Source organism: Rhabdaerophilum calidifontis, from assembly GCF_008641065.1.
GTDB classification, from domain to species: domain Bacteria; phylum Pseudomonadota; class Alphaproteobacteria; order Rhizobiales; family Beijerinckiaceae; genus Rhabdaerophilum; species Rhabdaerophilum calidifontis.
Map to the genome: position 1 here is coordinate 175,564 of NZ_VTRS01000001.1, position 15,294 is coordinate 190,857.

The following is a 15,294-nucleotide window of genomic DNA, read 5'->3' on the forward strand; positions in this document are numbered from 1 at the left end:
GATTCAATTCCGCGCGAGGCGCAGCGCCGCCGCGGCCGCGACCGGACCGATCACGACCATCAGCAGCGTGACCCCGCCCAGCAGCATCAGCGGGGTGGCGACGGCGCGGCCCGCCGCCGCCTCCCGGACGATGGTGACGCCGAAGATCAGCGTCGGGATCGTCAGCGGCAGGACGAGGATCGCCAGCAGGAGGCCGCCGCGGCGCAGGCTGACCGTCAGCGCCGCGCCGATCAGCCCGATCAGCGTCAGGGTCGGCGTGCCGACGAGCAGCGAGAGTGTCAGCGGCAACATCGCGGCGGGTTCGATCGCCAGCATCAGGCCGAGCATCGGCGCGGCGATCGCCAGCGGCAGCCCGGTGGCCAGCCAATGCGCCAGCGCCTTGACGAGCAGGATCAGCGGCAGCGGCGTGCCGGCGAGCAGGAGCTGGTCGGTCACGCCCTCGTCCTCGTCCGCCTGAAGCAGCCGGTCGAGCCCGAGCAGGGTTGCGAGCAGCGCGGCGATCCACAGGATGGCCGGAGCGATGCGGCCGATGAGCTTCTGGTCCGGGCCGACGGCGAAGGGCACGAGCGCGATCAGGATGAGGAAAAAGACGAGGCCTAGCCCGGCGCCCGCGCCGATGCGGCGGGCGAGGCGCAATTCGCGGATCATGATCGCGCGCAGCGTCGTCATGCCTCGCGTTCCCCGGAGAGGGCAGCGCCCCGCGCGCCGAGATCGAGAATCGCCGCCTCGACCGCGATCGGCTGATGCGTCGCCACCACGGCGAGGCCCCCCGCCGCGCGATGCGCCGCGAGCAGGGCGCCGATCAGCGCCTGCCCGGCCTGGTCGAGCGCGGCGAGCGGCTCGTCGAGCAGCCAGACCGGGCGCGGCGCCACGAGCAGCCGGGCAAGCGCCACCCGCCGGCGCTGGCCGGCCGAAAGCACATGCACCGGCAGGTCGGCGAGCGGCAGCGCGCCGAGTGTCGCGAGCGCCGGCGCGATCCGGCCGGGCTCGCCGCCGAGCAGCGCCGCCGCGAAGGCGAGGTTCTCGCGCGGCGTCAGCGCCTCGCGCAGCCCTTCGCGATGGCCGTGATAATGGATAAGGAGCGCCGGCTCGGCTTCCGCCGGCATACCCTCCCAGCGGATCGTCCCCGCTTCGGGCTTCAGGAAGCCGGCAAGAAGGCGAATGAGCGTCGTCTTGCCCGAGCCGTTCGGCCCGGCGAGCCGCAGCACGCCGCCGGAAGCCAGGGCGAGATCGAGCCCGGCGAAAAGATGCCGGTGGCCGCGCCGCATCGCGAGCCCCTCGGCGACGAGGCGCAAGCCGGGGGCGAAACGGGGGGCGGGAAGCGTCACGCGCGGCTCTTCGGGCGGCAGGCGCCGGTCGGCGCGGGAGGCCAAGTTTTCATCATTTCGTTTCGTGCGTGTAGCGGGCTTTCTGGAAATGATCTATAGAGCGGTCCGGCTGCGCCGCGCGCGTCACGCGCGGGGTCCGGGCACTCCCGGAGTGGCGCGCGCGAGGTTTCGCGCCCGGTTTCCCGGTCCAATCCCGGGGCATCGAGGTCTTCACGGCTCCCCCGGCCACCCCGAATCGTGACACTATATCAAGGGATCCTCTTCCGATGTCTCTCGACAGTTTCAAATGCCGCAAGCAGCTTCAGGTCGGCGGCAAGACCTATACCTATTTCTCGCTGCCGGACGCGGAGAAAGCCGGTCTCACGGGCATTTCGCGCCTGCCCTATTCGATGAAGGTCCTGCTCGAGAACCTGTTGCGCCACGAGGACGGGCGCTCGGTTACCAAGGCCGATATCGAGGCGGTCTCGGCCTGGCTCGACAACAAGGGCAAGACCGAGAAGGAGATCGGCTTCCGCCCGGCGCGCGTTCTGATGCAGGATTTCACCGGGGTTCCGGCGGTCGTCGATCTCGCGGCGATGCGCGACGGCATGGTGGCGCTCGGCGGCGATCCCAACAAGATCAACCCGCTGGTGCCGGTCGATCTGGTGATCGACCACTCGGTCATCGTCGATGAATTCGGCTCTCCCAAGGCGTTCGACCGCAATGTCGAGCTCGAATACGAGCGCAACGAGGAGCGCTACAACTTCCTCAAATGGGGCCAGGGCGCCTTCGCGAATTTCCGCGTCGTGCCGCCGGGCACCGGCATCTGCCATCAGGTCAACACCGAATACCTCGCCCAGACCGTCTGGACCCGGCGCGACAGCGACGGTTCGACGCTCGCCTATCCCGACACGCTCGTCGGCACCGACAGCCACACGACCATGGTCAACGGCCTTGCCGTGCTCGGCTGGGGCGTCGGCGGCATCGAGGCCGAGGCGGCGATGCTCGGTCAGCCGCAATCCATGCTGCTGCCGGAGGTGATCGGCTTCGAGCTCGCGGGGCGGCTCAACGAGGGCGTCACCGCCACCGATCTGGTGCTGACCGTGACGCAGATGCTGCGCAAGAGGGGCGTTGTCGGCAAATTCGTCGAGTTCTTCGGCGCCGGCCTCGACAATCTCACGCTCGCGGACCGCGCGACCATCGCCAATATGGGCCCGGAATACGGCGCGACCTGCGGCTTCTTCCCCTGCGATGTCGAGACGGTGCGGTATCTGCGCGAGACCGGCCGCGCCGAGGAGCGCGTGGCGCTGGTCGAGGCCTATTGCAAGGCGCAGGGCCTGTTCCGCGAGAAGGGCGCGGCGGCGCCGGTCTTCACCGATACGCTTTCGCTCGACCTTTCGACCGTTCTCCCCTCGATGGCCGGCCCGAAGCGGCCGGAGGGCCGCGTCGCGCTCACCGATGTCGCCACGGCCTTCGCCGCCGCCCTCTCTGGCGAATACAAGAAGGCCGGCGACGAAGGCCGCGCCGCCCCGGTCGAGGGCCGTGACTTCCAGCTCCGCCATGGCGATGTGGTGATCGCCGCGATCACCTCCTGCACCAATACCTCGAACCCCTCGGTGCTCATCGGCGCCGGGCTGCTGGCGCGCAACGCGCTCGCGCGCGGGCTGCGGCAGAAGCCCTGGGTCAAGACCTCGCTGGCGCCGGGCTCGCAGGTCGTGGCGGAATATCTCGAGAAGGCCGGGCTCCAGAAGGATCTCGATGCGCTCGGGTTCAACCTCGTCGGCTTCGGCTGCACCACCTGCATCGGCAATTCGGGCCCGCTTCCGGCGGAGATCTCGAAGGCGATCAACGAGAACGGCCTGATCGCGGCGGCGGTGCTCTCGGGCAACCGCAATTTCGAGGGGCGCGTCTCGCCGGACGTGCAGGCGAATTATCTCGCCTCGCCGATGCTGGTGGTTGCCTACGCGCTGGCCGGTTCGGTGACGCGCGATCTCACGAAGGAGCCGCTCGGCATGGGCGCCGACGGCCAGCCGGTCTATCTCAAGGATATCTGGCCCTCCTCGCAGGAGATCCAGGATTACATCGCCCGCAACGTCACGCAGGATCTGTTCCGCACGAAATACGCGGATGTGTTCAAGGGCGACGCGCGCTGGCAGGGAGTGCGGACCTCGACCGGCCTGACCTATGCCTGGAATTCGGGTTCGACCTATGTGCAGAACCCGCCCTATTTCCAGGGCATCACCAAGACGCCGAAGCCGATCACCGATATCCGGGGTGCGCGCATCCTCGCGCTGTTCGGCGACAAGATCACCACCGACCACATCTCCCCGGCCGGTTCGATCAAGGCGGCCTCGCCCGCAGGGTCCTATCTGATCGAGCGGCAGGTCCGCCCGGCGGATTTCAACCAATACGGCACGCGGCGCGGCAATCACGAGGTGATGATGCGCGGCACCTTCGCCAATATCCGCATCAAGAATTTCGTCGTGCGGGATCAGGACGGCAGCACGCCCGAGGGCGGTTACGCCATCCACCAGCCTTCCGGCGAGCGCATGTTCATCTATGACGCCGCGATGCGCTATGCGCAGGAGGGCGTGCCGCTGGTGATCTTCGCCGGTGTCGAATACGGCAACGGCTCCTCGCGCGACTGGGCGGCCAAGGGCACGGCGCTGCTCGGCGTCAAGGCGGTGATCGCGCAGAGCTTCGAGCGCATCCATCGCTCGAACCTCGTCGGCATGGGCATCGTGCCGTTCGTATTCGAGGAGGGCACGAGCTGGAAGACGCTGGGTCTTGTCGGGGACGAGACCGTCGACATTCCCGGTCTTTCGGAAGTCCAGCCGCGCCAGAAGGTCATCGCCCGCGTGACCCGCGCGGACGGGACCGGCTTCGACCTGCCGCTGCTCTGCCGCATCGATACGCTCGACGAAATCGAGTATTTCAAGAATGGCGGCATCCTGCATTACGTGCTGCGCCAGCTCGCCGCCTGAGCCGGCGCCAGGGCCTGAGACCGGACGCCGCGGGGTGCCCCGCGGCGTTCGCGTATCATCTCGGCGCGTGATACACCCGCTTGTGATTGGCCATTGACGCACGCTTGCGGTTTGGTTCATCGCGAAACCGATGCTGGGATCCGAACCGATGCCTCTCACCCGCCGCCATTTCGCCGCGCTTGCGGCCGGCCTTCTCGCCGCGCCCCGTGGTGCCGGCGCGCAGACCGCGCGCGGGCCGGCGGTGGTCGAGCTGTTCACGAGCCAGGGCTGCTCCTCCTGCCCGCCGGCAGATGCACTGATGGGGCAGCTCGCGCAGGATGCGGGCGTGATCCCGCTCACCTGGCCGGTCGAGATCTGGGATTATCTCGGCTGGCGCGATACGCTGGCCAAGCCCGCCTTCACCGCACGTCAGCGCGCCTATGCGGCCGCCATCGCCCGCAAGCGCATCTATACCCCGCAGGCAATCGTCAATGGCCGCGCCGATTGCGTCGGCTCGGATCGTTCGTCGATCGCCCGGCTCGGCAATGCCACGGCCTCCGCCTCGGGGCAGCGGCTTGCTCTGGCGGATCGCGCCGATGGCTGGGTGGCGATGCCGCCGCCCGGCGGCGCCGGCGCACGGGCGATCCTCGTTCCGCTGGCCACCAGCGTCACGGTGCCGATCGGCCGCGGCGAGAATGCCGGGCGGACAATCACCTACGCCAATGTGGCACGCGACCTGCGCGATCTCGGCCCGGTCTCCGAAAGCCGGCCGATCACGCTCGCGCGCGCGGATGTCGCGGCCGAGGGCGCCAACGGCTTCGCGCTGCTGATCCAGGCCGGCAGCCTCGCCCAGCCCGGCGAGATCATCGCCGGCGGCTATTGCGACCCGGCCGGGATCAAGGCCTGACGCCGGCCGTCAATACCCGATCGCTGCGGTGCCGCGCTGGCGCGGATCGGCGGCGCCGGTGATGCCTTCGGGCGTTATCAGGATCGAATTCGCGGAGCCGCTCGTCGCGCCGAGGCGCACCTGGTGGCCGCGTTGCGCCAGCAGCGCCAGCGTATCCGGCGAGAGCCCGCGCTCGACGAGCAGGACATCCGGCTTCCATTGATGATGGATGCGTGGCGCCGCGATCGCCTCGGCGATGTTCATGCCGAAATCGATGACATTGACCACGACCTGAAGCACGGTGGTGATGATCCGGCTGCCGCCCGGCGAGCCGGTGACGAGCACCACCCGGCCGTCCTTGAGCAGGATCACGGGCGTCATCGAGGAGAGGGGGCGCGCGCCGGCGGCGACCGCGTTCGCCTCGCCGCCGACGAGGCCATAGGCGTTCTGCGCACCCGGCTTCGCGGCGAAATCGTCGAGTTCGTTGTTCATCAGCACGCCGGTTCCTGCGGCGACCATGCCCATGCCGTAGGAGAAATTCAGCGTGTAGGTGTTCGAGACCGCGTTGCCCTCGCGGTCGATCACCGAGAAATGCGTGGTCTGGTCGCCCTCATGGGGCAGGGGATTGCCGGGCGCGACCGCATCCGCCGGGCGTGCCCGTTCCGGGTCGATCGCGGCGCGCAGCACCTGCGCATAGGCCTTGGCGGTCAGCCCGCGCGCCGGCACCGTCACGCGGTCCGGGTCGCCGAGGAAGGCGGCGCGGTCGGCATAGGCCGGCTTCATCGCCTCCGCCAGCAGGTGCAGCGTCCGCGCCGCGCCGGCGCCAGAGGCGGCGAGATCGAAGCCTTCGAGGATGTTGAGGATCTGGATCAGATGCACGCCGCCGGAGGAGGGGGGCGGCATGGCGCGGATCTCGTAGCCGCGATAGCTGCCGCGCAGCACCGGGCGGATCACCGGCCGGTAGGCGGCGAGATCGGTCTCCGTCATGATTCCGCCGGCCGCGCGGGTGGCGGCCGCGATCTCCGCGGCGACACGGCCGGCATAGAACCCGTCCGGTCCCTGCTGACGGATGGCTTCGAGCGTCAGGGCGAGATCGGACTGGACGAGCCGGTCGCCGCGCCGGAGCGGCTGACCGTCCTTCAGGAAGATCGCGGCCGATGCCGGGAACCGGGCGAGCCTGGCCGCGGCCGGGAGCAGCGAATCGGCGAGATCGTCCTCGACCGGAATGCCCTCGCGCGCGAGCCGCACGGCGGGTTCGAGCAGTTGCGCGAGGCTGAACCGGCCCGAGCCGTATTTCTCATGTGCCAGCGCGAGCCCCCGCACCGTGCCCGGCACGCCGATCGAAAGGCCGGAATCGCGCGATTTCACGGAGTCGGGCTCGCCCTTCGCATCGAGGAACATGTCGCGCGTCGCGGCGGCCGGGGCGGTCTCGCGGTAATCGATCGCGATCGTCTCGCCGCTCCGGGCGAGATGGACGAGCATGAAGCCGCCGCCGCCGAGATTGCCCGCGCGCGGCAGCGTCACCGCCAGCGCGAAGCCGGTCGCAACCGCCGCGTCGACGGCATTGCCGCCACGCTTGAGGATCTCGACGCCGACGGCGCTCGCATGGCGCTCCTGGCTCGCAACCATCCCCTCCTGCGCGAGAACCGGCAGCAGCCGCGCCTGCGCCGAGAGGATGGGCTGGCCGGGCGCGGGCAGGCTCGCTTGCGCGCAAGGCGTGCCGGGGTCTGCGAGCACAAGACCGGCACATGCGAGGCCGGCGGCGAACAGCATGCGCGTCAGCATGGGAACCTCCGGAGCAGGGCGGATGGCGCGAGGGTAGCAGAGCCGCGGCGCCTGTCGATACCGGCCGTCGATCGCGCTTTATCGCGGGCCCGGCTTCTGTATGATCCGCACGCCGCGTCCCGAGCCGATGGAAACGCCATGCCCTTCCTGTCCGAGATGAGCTTCCTGCCCGACACCGCGACGCTTGTCGCCTATTCCATCGCCTGCTTCATCCTGTTCGTGACGCCGGGGCCGGACATGAGCTTCTTCCTCGCCAAGACGGTGCAGGGCGGGCGCAGCGCCGGGATCGCGGCAATGGCCGGGGCGACGGCGGGAAATGTCGTGCATTCGCTCGCCGCCGCTTTCGGGCTCTCGGCGCTGATCGCGGCCTCGGCCAGTGCCTTCACCGCCGTCAAGGTGATCGGCGCGCTCTATCTGCTCTGGATGGCCTATGAGGCGATCCGCCACGGTTCGGCACTCAATCTCGCCGGGGCCGAGGGAGGTGCGCCTTCGCTGCGCAGAACCTTCCTGCACGGGGTCGCCGTCAACCTGACCAACCCGAAGGTCGTGCTGTTCTATCTCACCTTCCTGCCGCAATTCGTCGCGGCCGGCGATCCGCACGCCCAGGGCAAGCTGTTCTTTCTCGGGATTTATTTCGTCGTTTTCGCCTTTCCGCTCGCGGTCGGGCTGATCCTGATCGCCGAGCGGTTCATCGGCCTCCTGAAGCGCAATCCGCGCCTGATGCGGGCGATCGATTACAGCTTCGCCGGGGTGTTCGGCTTCTTTGCCGTGCAGGTGCTGCGCACGCAGAGCCGCTGATCAATCGGTCGCGCGCATCGCGGTCGCGAATTCCGGCACGGCGCTCGCGTTCCATCCCGGCGCCGGCTCGCGGATGGCCTTGGCGGGCGATACGGCGAAAGAGCCGGTCCAGCGCAGCGCCTTGTAGTCGAAGCCGGCCTCGATGGTCGGCTTGACCACCGCGAAATAGGGCGAGATGTCGAAATCACGCGGCGCGTAGAGCGAATGATGCCGGATATGCAGGATCTCGCGCCGTGCGTAGCGCGATTTCACCTTCTTGCGGTCGGCGATGTTCTCGACGCGCGGCAGGATCGGGTAGCGCACCGAATTGAAGGCCTCGGCGATCAGCGTCGAGCAGATGGCGCGGGTCGGGTCGCCCGAGCCGAGCGCTAGCATCCGGCGGCGCAGCCGCGCCGGAATCGGCAGCGGAACGAGGAAGCGCAGCAGGTCGAGCACGTTCTTGATATCGTAGGAATGGCCGATGCGCGCCTTGAGGAATTCGACGACGCGGCGCTGGTCGTCGCGTTCGAGCGCAATCGGCCGACAGATGCGGATATGCTGGTTGCGGTATTTCGAGAGCGGGGAGGTGATGACCCCGTCGCTCATCTCGGCCTCGATCAGCACATGTGGCTCGCCATCCGGCTCGCGCTTGCCGAGCACGTCCCCGACATAGATTGCGGAATGCGACCAGGTCGATTGCGTGAGATATTTGATGACCGAGGAAACCCGGATCGAACCCTCGACGAGGATGACGTCGGCCGGGCGCAGTACCGCGCGGAGCACGTCGAAATCCGGGGTCGTCGCGGGCTCGTAGCCTTTGATCGGCCGTTCCAGGATCCTGGCGATATATCGCCCGACGAAGTTCATCCCGCGCTCCCCACGCGACGTCTTTGCCGAAGAGGCTAGCGGGACGAGCTTACGAAAAGGCTGCGTGCGCTGCCGTGAGCCGGCGCACAGGCGCGATGAATTTGAATTAACTTTACGATCCGGTGAACGTGCCGGCGCTCAATCCGCGCCGAGCGCGAGCTGCTCCTCCAGCATCAGCCGGGCGCGGGCGCGCAGCTTCTCGGTCTCGCTCTTGAGCTGGCCGCAGGCGGCGAGGATGTCGCGGCCGCGCGGCGTCCGGATCGGCGAGGCGTAGCCCGCGTCGAAGATCACCTCCGAGAAGCGCTCGATCTGGCTCCAATCGGAGCATTCATAGCGTGTACCCGGCCAGGGGTTGAACGGGATGAGGTTGATCTTGGCCGGGATGCCGCGCAGCAGCTTCACCAGTGCGCGCGCCTCGGCGAGGCTGTCGTTGACGCCCTTGAGCATCACGTATTCGAAGGTGATGCGGCGGGCATTCGAGAGGCCGGGATAATCGCGGCAGGCCTGGAGCAGCTCGGCGATCGGATATTTGCGGTTGATCGGCACCAGCTCGTCGCGCAGCGGATCATGCGTTGCGTGCAGCGAGATCGCGAGCATCGTGCCCGTGGCTGCGCCGAGCGGGCCGATTTCCGGGACGATGCCGGAGGTCGAGACCGTGATGCGCCGTTTCGAGAGCTGAAGCCCTTCCGGATCGGTCAGAACCCCGGTCGCGGCATGAACATTCTCCGCGTTGTAGAGCGGCTCGCCCATGCCCATGAACACGATGTTCGAGACGAAGCGGCCGCCGTCATCCGGCACGAAGGCCCCCTCGGGCGGCAGGCGGCCGGGATAATCGCCGAGCCGGTCGCGGGCGACCACGATCTGCGCGACGATCTCGGCCGCGTCGAGATTGCGCACCAGCTTCTGCGTCCCGGTATGGCAGAAGGAGCAATTGAGCGTGCAGCCGACCTGGCTCGAGACGCAGAGCGTGCCGCGATCACGTTCGGGAATATAGACGCATTCGACCTCGGCCCCCCGGTCGAGCGGCCCCTTCGAGGGCATGCGCAGTACCCATTTCCGGGTTCCGTCGGCCGAGACCTGCTCGCGCACGATCTCGGGCCGGGCGAGCGTCGAGGCCGATGCGAGCGTCGCGCGCAGATGCTTGGCGACATTGGTCATCGCATCGAATTCCCCGGCGCCCCGGACATAGATCCAGTGCCAGAGCTGGGCGACCCGCATGCGGATTTCCTTTTCCGGCAGACCGAGGCCGCGCAGGAAATCCGCGAGCGCCGCACGCGGCATGCCGACGAGGCTCGGGCGGGAATCGGCGCTGGCACGGGGCGCGGGCGGAAGCGCCGCCTGGGGAGCGGTGGCGGAGGGGAGCGACATGGGCTGCCTTTTGCGTCAGGACTTACGGAGCGGCGCGTTTAGCGCCGAACCGCCCCGGCGGCAAGGCGAATCCGCGCCGCTGCCTCAGGGACATTCCTTAGCCACGGCTGCGAGCGCCTGGGCGAAGCCGTTCAGCGAATAGGTGTCGATGGTCTCGTTGCCGCGCTGCGACTTGACCCGGATCGTGAGCTGCTGGGCCTTTTTCATCGCCTCGATGATCTGGCCTTCCTGTGCCGGGTTCTTGAGAAAGGCGCTTTCCGCGGCGGCGATCAGCGCGAAATTCGCCGTTCCGACCGCGAGAGCGCCGTCATCCTTGGTCGAACCGGTGAAGCCAAGCTTGATCGCGATCTCGTTCTTCGCGCCGTCGGCGAGGCGGTTCGAGACGAAGAGATAGCCGGGGTCGCGCTTGAGCGTCGCGGGCTTGCGATCCTTCGGCTGCGCGAGCGCGTAACAGATCTTCTGCTTGTCCTTGCCGGTCGTCAGCGCCTTCCATTCGCCGAAGACGCCGATCTGGAACGTCTGGCCCGCGCCTTGCGCGGCGCCGGCGGCGGGGGCCGCCGAGCTGGCCTTGGGCGCCGCCGGGCGCTGCTGCGCGTCTGCCGCCGGCGCCAGCGCTCCGGCAAGGAGGAGGGCGGCGCCGAGGCGGAGGAACATGGTCCGGTGCATGGTGGTCAATGCGGTCTTCCCTGATTCCAAAAAGGCCGGCGATCCGGCTGTCTTCCCCGCCGCCTGCCCCCGGCGGCGATGCGTTTCGCCGTCTAGCGCCCGATCCGCGGCAAATGCAAGGCAGAAGCCGGCTGAATGCAGCATGAAACCGCGCCGCCGGCGCGGACGAATCCTCACGCGGCAATGTAACGCAGCGCTGCGCGGCCGCCAAATCGCTCGATGGCGGGCTTGCGAGCCGGGGCGGTGCGATTTCCCCTCGCGCGCGGGGAAAGCGCCATGCTAGCATCGTGCAACAGCAGCGTTTCGCGGTGCGCGGCCCGAGCGGCCGGTTTCGCCCCGCCGATGGGGATTGTGGAGTGCAGCCCGCGGAGCATTGGGCCAAGCTGGTCGAGGCCGTTGCACGGCATCGGGACCGCCAGGCCTTCACCGAGATCTTCGATCATTTCACGCCACGCCTCGAAGCCTATCTCGCGCGCCTCGGCCTTGATCCGGGCGCGGCGGAGGAGATCGCGCAGGACGTGATGATCACGCTCTGGCGCAAGGCGGATCTGTTCGATCCCGCCAAATCCTCGCTCGCGACCTGGCTCTACCGCATCGCGCGCAACCGCCGCATCGACCTCTCCCGGCGCGACCGGACGGATTACGTCGATCCGCAATCCCCGACGATCCTCGATATCGCTGGCGAGAGCCGGATCGACGCCGAACTCGACGGCCAGCAGCGCGACGATGCCGTGCGGGCGCTGATCGGCGCGCTGCCCGGCGAGCAGAGGGATCTCGTCCAGCTCGCCTTCTACGAGGGGCTGTCGCATTCGCAGATCGCCGAGCGAACCTGCCTTCCCCTTGGCACGGTGAAATCGCGGCTGCGCCTCGCCTTTACGCGGCTGCGGCGCGCGCTCGAGGCCGAGGGGATTTCAGAATCCCGGTGAGGCGGGCCCTTCCTCGGCGAGCGCCTCGCGCGCCCGGGCGCGGTGCTCCGGGCGGATGGCACCGCGCACGGCGGTGAGCGCGGCGGCGAGCACCGCGGCGTCGTCCGTGAAGCCGAAGACCGGCAGCACATCCGGCATCGCGTCGAGCGGCATCACGAAATAGGCCAGCGCGCCGAGCAGGATCATCTTGACGCGCGGGCTCGTGGCGGGATCACGGACGCAATGATAGGCGGCGACCACATCCTCCGCGAAGGGCAGGGCGCGCGCGAGGCGGCGCGCCAGCGCTAGGGCTTCGTCGAGCAGGCGCGGCTCATCGCGCAGCGCGGCACGGATCCGCGCCATTTCCGCCTTGGAGAACGGTTCTTGCCAGCGTTCCGCCATGTCGCGCCTCCTCATGTCGCGCCTCCTCAGGTCGCGCCTCCTCAGGTCGCGCCTCCTCAGGTCGCGCCTCCTTCCGACGCCGAACCGGCGCAGCTTGGGAACTGGATCGGGCGCGATTATGGCGGTGTCAAGGAACCCGATTCGATGACGGGACGCGCCGCAAGCCCCGTTGCGCGGACGGCGATTCCGCGCATAACGGAACCAGCAGGGAGGGGAACATGCAGCTCGATTCATCCATCGCCGCCATCGTCACCGGCGGTGCCTCGGGGCTCGGCGAGGCGACGGCGCGGCATCTCGCCGCGCGCGGGGTCCGGGTCGGGGTCCTTGATCTCAACGCCGAGCGGGGCGCCCGGGTCGCGGCCGAGATCGGCGGCGTGTTCCAGCCCTGCGACGTGACCGACGATGCTTCCGTCGCCGCGGCTCTGGCCGGCGCGCGCGAGCGGCATGGCGTCGAGCGCATCCTCGTCAATTGCGCCGGCATCGTCGCCGGACGGCGGACGGTCTCGAAGGATCGTGCCACCGGGGCGATGCAGCCGCATGATCTCGCGAGCTTCTCCCGCGTGATCTCGATCAACCTGATCGGCACCTTCCGCATGATCGCGCAATCCGCGGCGGCCATGGCGGCGCTCGATCCGGTGACGGCGCAGGGCGAGCGCGGGGTGGTGGTGACCACGGCCTCCGTCGCCGCCGAGGACGGGCAGATCGGCCAGGCGGCCTATTCCGCCTCGAAGGGCGGCGTTCTCGCCATGACGCTGCCGGTCGCGCGGGATCTTTCCGGGCTCGGCATCCGCGTCGTCTCGATCCTGCCGGGCATCTTCCACACGCCGATGTTCGACCAGATCACCGAGGAATACCGCGCCTCGCTGGCGCAGCAGGTGCCGTTTCCGCAACGGCTCGGCGACCCGGCGGAATATGCGGCGCTGGTCGAGACGATCTGCCGCAACGAATATCTCAACGGCACCGGGATCCGCCTCGACGGCGCGATCCGGCTCGCGCCGAAATAAGGCTCAGCGCGCCGCGATCGCCTCGATCGCCTGCGCCAGTTCCAAGTCCCGCGGCGTGAGGCCGCCGGTGTCGTGCGTCGTCAGCCGGATCGCGACGCGCCCGTAGACATTCGTCCATTCCGGGTGGTGATCCGCAGCCTCGGCCACCAGCGCCACTTCGGTCATGAAGGCGAAGGCGGCACGGAAATGCGGGAAGCGGAATTCCTTGCGGATCGCCCGGCCATCGGCCTCGCGGGTCCAGCCGGGCAATGCGGCGAGCGCCGATGCGATCGCGGGTTCGTCGAGCGGGGCGGGCATCGGCGCCTCCGCCGGGCTCAGGCGGCGATGCGCTCGTGAAGCGGGTAGGCCGCCTCGACGATATAGGGCCCGCCGCCAAAGGTCTCCCGCGCCGAGAACAGGGCGAACCGTTCGGCCGTGAAACGCGTCTGCGGAAAATGGCCGGCGGCGGCGAGATAATCCGCGACATCGAGCACGGAGGCGGAGCGCAGCCGCGCCAGCGTGACATGGGGCGTGAATTTCCGCCCGTCCGGCTTGTGGCCGAGCCGGCGCAGGCAGCGCTCGCTCTCCGCCTGAAGCTCGATCAACGCGCGGTTGGGCGCGATGCTGGCATAGATCGTGTGCGGCTTGTCGCCGCCGAAAACCCCGAGCCCGTTGATCGTGATCGGCACCGGCGCCCGTTCGATCTCGGCGAGTTCGTCCTCGATCTCGCGCGCGGCGCGGCGGTCGATATCGCCGATGAAGCGCAGCGTCATGTGATAATCGGTGGGGTCGGTCCAGCGCGCGCCGGGCAGCCCGCCGCGCAGGGAAGAGAGCGAGGACGCGATCTCATCCGGCAGTTCGAGCCCGACAAAGAGACGAGGCATGGCCACCCTCCCGAATCACGCTGCTGAACAACGCTAGCATCGCGACAAAAGGTTGCCCATGCCTTTACCATATTTCGGTTTCCCGCGGTGCATTGTCGCGGCCCGTGCGCCGTTCCGCCGGCGGAACGGCACCGGGACCTGATCAGGTCTTGCGGAAAATCCGCAGGCTCTCGTAGCCGGGTTCCTCGACAAAGCCCGTTCCCGCCTGCCAATCGGGGATCAGCCGCGCCGCGGCGTCATAGGCGAAGGAACCTGTGTAAAATAGCACGAGCCCGCCCGTGCGGACCTTGCGCGAAAGCGCTTCCAGCACGCCGCGATCATCCAGCGCGGCGAAGGGCGCGTTCGCCTGCGACCAGAATTCGCAGAGATGGAACAGCGTCACGATATCGAATTCCGGCAAAAGGCGCGGATTGATCTGGTAGATGTCCGAGAACAGCACCTTGTAGAACTTGCCGAGATGCGGGTTCTCGACCGCCAGCCGGATATAGGAGACATATTCCGGCTCCGTCGCGGTGATGCCGAGAACGGCATGGTTCCCGGCCGGCGCCTGAAGCCCGACATGGTGGTGGTCGCCGGTCCCGAGATGGAAGATGCGCTGGCCGCTAAGGCCGCGCTCCGCGAGAAAGCGCGTGAAATGCACGTCGCAGGGGCATTGCCCGACATCGAGCGGCCAGGGATCCTTCCAGAGATCGAGCCTCGACATGATTCGCCCCCCTTTGTGCCGCATCCACCCGCCGGACACGATTTTTCCGCGCACCATGGCGGCGGATGCCGGGAAGGGCAAGCCCGCCGGCATCTGATCAATGCCCGCGCGCGGCCCGCACCAGCGTCTCGACCTGCGGCAGGATGCCCTCGGCGATGATCCGCACGCCCTTCGGGTTGGGATGGATCCGGTCGGCGAGATTGAGCGCGGGATCGCCGGCGACCCCGGCCAGGAAGAAGGGATAGAGCGCCACGCCGTGCTTCGCCGCGAGGCGGGGATAGAGGGAATCGAAGGCTGCGACATAGGCATCGCCGTTGTTGCGCGGCGCGTGCATGCCGGCGAGCAGAACCGCGATGCCGCGCGCCCTGAGCCGCGCGAGGATCGAATCGAGCGCAGCCTCGGTGATGCGGGGATCGATGCCGCGCAGCGCGTCATTGGCGCCGAGCTCGACGATCACGAGGTCCGTGCCGTCGGGCACGCTCCAGTCGAGGCGGTCGGCGCCGGCCGAGGCGGTGTCGCCGGAAACGCCGGCATTCTCGACCGCGACATCGAGGCCGCGCGCCTTCAGCATCGCCTCCAGCACCGCGGGGAAGGCATCCTGCGCCGGAAGCTGGTAGCCGGCGCTGAGCGAATCACCGAGCGCGACGATCCGGATCGTGCGGGCGGCAGCGGCGCCGGGCAGCACGAGAAGCGCGGCGAGCAGCAGGGCGAGAACCGGAAGCCGGCGCCGCGCGTAGACGGGCAGGCCGGAGAGCGGAACGGAAATCACGCGGGGCCTCTCCTGACAAATGCCATGTT

Annotated in this window: 16 protein-coding genes; 5 read left to right on the forward strand and 11 right to left on the reverse strand. The window is 68.6% G+C overall.

Annotated elements, in window-relative coordinates; genetic code table 11:
* Positions 1–3 precede the first annotated feature (3 nt).
* Complete coding sequence (ccmB, locus tag FWJ24_RS00855) at positions 4–669, reverse strand: heme exporter protein CcmB (protein WP_150285891.1); 666 nt, start codon at positions 667–669, stop codon at positions 4–6.
* Positions 666–1,373 (reverse strand): heme ABC exporter ATP-binding protein CcmA, encoded by a 708-nt coding sequence (gene ccmA / locus FWJ24_RS00860; RefSeq protein WP_246155453.1) that lies wholly within the window; start codon positions 1,371–1,373, stop codon positions 666–668. Before ccmA ends, ccmB begins: the two co-directional genes overlap by 4 nt.
* Before the next feature lie 221 nt (positions 1,374–1,594).
* Here ccmA and acnA point away from each other — a divergent pair, with 221 nt between their 5' ends.
* Both acnA and FWJ24_RS00870 read left to right on the forward strand, forming a co-directional pair.
* Positions 1,595–4,291: an aconitate hydratase AcnA gene (gene acnA / locus FWJ24_RS00865; protein ID WP_150285892.1), complete on the forward strand. Its 2,697-nt coding sequence runs from the start codon at positions 1,595–1,597 to the stop codon at positions 4,289–4,291.
* Positions 4,292–4,439: 148 nt separating this feature from the next.
* Positions 4,440–5,177, forward strand: coding sequence for a DUF1223 domain-containing protein (locus tag FWJ24_RS00870; protein WP_166443535.1), 738 nt, complete (start codon positions 4,440–4,442; stop codon positions 5,175–5,177).
* A 9-nt stretch (positions 5,178–5,186) separates the two neighbouring features.
* On the opposite strand, the gene ggt is transcribed toward FWJ24_RS00870, so the two are convergent.
* Positions 5,187–6,941, reverse strand: coding sequence for a gamma-glutamyltransferase (ggt, locus tag FWJ24_RS00875; protein ID WP_150285894.1), 1,755 nt, complete (start codon positions 6,939–6,941; stop codon positions 5,187–5,189).
* Positions 6,942–7,079: 138 nt separating this feature from the next.
* Between ggt and FWJ24_RS00880 the strand changes: the two genes are divergently transcribed.
* Positions 7,080–7,739: a LysE family translocator gene (locus FWJ24_RS00880; protein WP_246155454.1), complete on the forward strand. Its 660-nt coding sequence runs from the start codon at positions 7,080–7,082 to the stop codon at positions 7,737–7,739.
* Here FWJ24_RS00880 and FWJ24_RS00885 read toward each other — a convergent pair whose 3' ends face one another.
* The 3 genes from FWJ24_RS00885 to FWJ24_RS00895 form a co-directional block, all read right to left on the reverse strand.
* A complete protein-coding gene (locus tag FWJ24_RS00885) occupies positions 7,740–8,585 on the reverse strand; it encodes a YiiX/YebB-like N1pC/P60 family cysteine hydrolase (RefSeq protein WP_150285895.1) in 846 nt (281 codons plus the stop codon).
* A gap of 138 nt (positions 8,586–8,723) precedes the next feature.
* Complete coding sequence (gene rlmN / locus FWJ24_RS00890; RefSeq protein ID WP_150285896.1) at positions 8,724–9,953, reverse strand: dual-specificity RNA methyltransferase RlmN; 1,230 nt, start codon at positions 9,951–9,953, stop codon at positions 8,724–8,726.
* An 84-nt stretch (positions 9,954–10,037) separates the two neighbouring features.
* Entirely contained in the window at positions 10,038–10,628 is a 591-nt protein-coding gene (locus FWJ24_RS00895; RefSeq protein WP_150285897.1) for an invasion associated locus B family protein, read from the reverse strand.
* A gap of 347 nt (positions 10,629–10,975) precedes the next feature.
* On the opposite strand from FWJ24_RS00895, the gene FWJ24_RS00900 reads away from it, so the two are divergent.
* Positions 10,976–11,545, forward strand: coding sequence for a sigma-70 family RNA polymerase sigma factor (locus FWJ24_RS00900; RefSeq protein ID WP_150285898.1), 570 nt, complete (start codon positions 10,976–10,978; stop codon positions 11,543–11,545).
* On the opposite strand, the gene FWJ24_RS00905 is transcribed toward FWJ24_RS00900, so the two are convergent.
* Complete coding sequence (locus FWJ24_RS00905) at positions 11,531–11,941, reverse strand: YkvA family protein (RefSeq protein WP_246155455.1); 411 nt, start codon at positions 11,939–11,941, stop codon at positions 11,531–11,533. The two genes, FWJ24_RS00900 and FWJ24_RS00905, sit on opposite strands and share 15 nt — an antisense overlap.
* Positions 11,942–12,144: 203 nt before the next feature.
* Here FWJ24_RS00905 and FWJ24_RS00910 point away from each other — a divergent pair, with 203 nt between their 5' ends.
* Positions 12,145–12,930 (forward strand): SDR family NAD(P)-dependent oxidoreductase, encoded by a 786-nt coding sequence (locus FWJ24_RS00910; protein ID WP_150285900.1) that lies wholly within the window; start codon positions 12,145–12,147, stop codon positions 12,928–12,930.
* A gap of 3 nt (positions 12,931–12,933) precedes the next feature.
* Here the strand turns inward: FWJ24_RS00910 and FWJ24_RS00915 are convergent, their stop codons facing one another.
* The 4 genes from FWJ24_RS00915 to FWJ24_RS00930 all read right to left on the reverse strand — a co-directional run bounded on the left by FWJ24_RS00915 (position 12,934) and on the right by FWJ24_RS00930 (position 15,262).
* Entirely contained in the window at positions 12,934–13,227 is a 294-nt protein-coding gene (locus tag FWJ24_RS00915; RefSeq protein WP_150285901.1) for a 4a-hydroxytetrahydrobiopterin dehydratase, read from the reverse strand.
* Between the two features lie 17 nt (positions 13,228–13,244).
* Positions 13,245–13,793 (reverse strand): RNA 2',3'-cyclic phosphodiesterase, encoded by a 549-nt coding sequence (gene thpR, locus FWJ24_RS00920; RefSeq protein WP_150285902.1) that lies wholly within the window; start codon positions 13,791–13,793, stop codon positions 13,245–13,247.
* A gap of 142 nt (positions 13,794–13,935) precedes the next feature.
* Positions 13,936–14,496 (reverse strand): hypothetical protein, encoded by a 561-nt coding sequence (locus tag FWJ24_RS00925; RefSeq protein ID WP_150285903.1) that lies wholly within the window; start codon positions 14,494–14,496, stop codon positions 13,936–13,938.
* Positions 14,497–14,593: 97 nt separating this feature from the next.
* Positions 14,594–15,262, reverse strand: coding sequence for an arylesterase (locus FWJ24_RS00930; protein ID WP_425468895.1), 669 nt, complete (start codon positions 15,260–15,262; stop codon positions 14,594–14,596).
* Between the last annotated feature and the right edge of the window lie 32 nt (positions 15,263–15,294).